General features: G+C 48.6%; 1 protein-coding gene. It reads right to left on the bottom strand.

Translation table 11 applies throughout. The annotated features are described in order from the left end of the window. The coding region (locus B9G53_RS03410) for a tetratricopeptide repeat protein (protein WP_141211692.1) at positions 1 to 1041 on the bottom strand (1041 nt) is incomplete at both ends.

The following is a 1041-nucleotide window of genomic DNA, read 5'->3' as shown; positions in this document are numbered from 1 at the left end:
TTTGATTTCCCGCTTGATTTCTAAGCTTTGCAGATRGAACTCGATYGCTTTRTCATATTTGCCGAGGTTTTGGTAAGCGTTTCCCAGACTTCCCAGCGACTGTCCCTCACCGAGACGGTCTTTGATGTCCCGCTTGATTTCTAAGCTTTGCAGATGGAACTGGATCGCTTTGTCATATTTGCCGAGGGAATAGTAAGCGTTTCCTATATTTCCCAGCGTAGTTCCCTCACCGAGACGGTTTTTGATTTCCCGCGCGATCGCTAAGCTTTGTAGATGGAACTCAATCGCTTTGTCGTATTTGCCGAGGGAATCGTAAGCGATTCCCAGATTTCCCAGTGACTGTCCCTCACCGAGACGGTCTTTGATTTCCCGCGAGATCGTTAAGCTTTGCAGATAGAACTCGATCGCTTTGTCGTATTTGCTGAGGTTTCGGTAAGCAATTCCCAGATTTCCCAGTGACTGTCCCTCACCGCTACGGTCTTTGATTTCCCGCGCGATCGCTAAGCTTTGAAGATGGAACTCGATCGCTTTGTCGTATTTGCTGAGGGAATAGTAAGCGTTTCCCAGACTTCCCAGCGCATTTCCCTCACCGAGACGGTCTTTGATTTCCCGCGAGATCGCTAAGCTTTGTAGATGGAACTCGATCGCTTTGTCATATTTGCTGAGGGAATAGTAAGCGTTTCCTATATTTCCCAGCGACTGTCCCTCACCGCGACGGTCTTTGATTTCTCGCATGATTGCTAGGCTTTGTAGATAGAACTCGATCGCTTTGTCATATTTGCCGAGGTTTTGGTAAGCGCTTCCCAGATTTCCCAGCGCAGTTCCCTCACCGAGACGGTCTTTGATTTCCCGTGCGATCGCTAGGCTTTGTAGATAGAACTCGATCGCTTTGTCATATTTGCCGAGGGCTATGTAAGCGCTTCCCAGATTTCCCAGCGCAGTTCCCTCACCTTGACGGTYTTTKATTTCCCGTGCGATCGCTAGGCTTTGTAGATAGAACTCGATCGCYTTGTCATATTTGCCGAGGAAATAGTACGCGCT

It is taken from the genome of Pseudanabaena sp. SR411 (genome assembly GCF_002251945.1).
Classification (GTDB): domain Bacteria; phylum Cyanobacteriota; class Cyanobacteriia; order Pseudanabaenales; family Pseudanabaenaceae; genus Pseudanabaena.
Note: the sequence above shows the minus strand (reverse complement) of the source record. Positions and strands in the feature narration are given on the sequence as shown.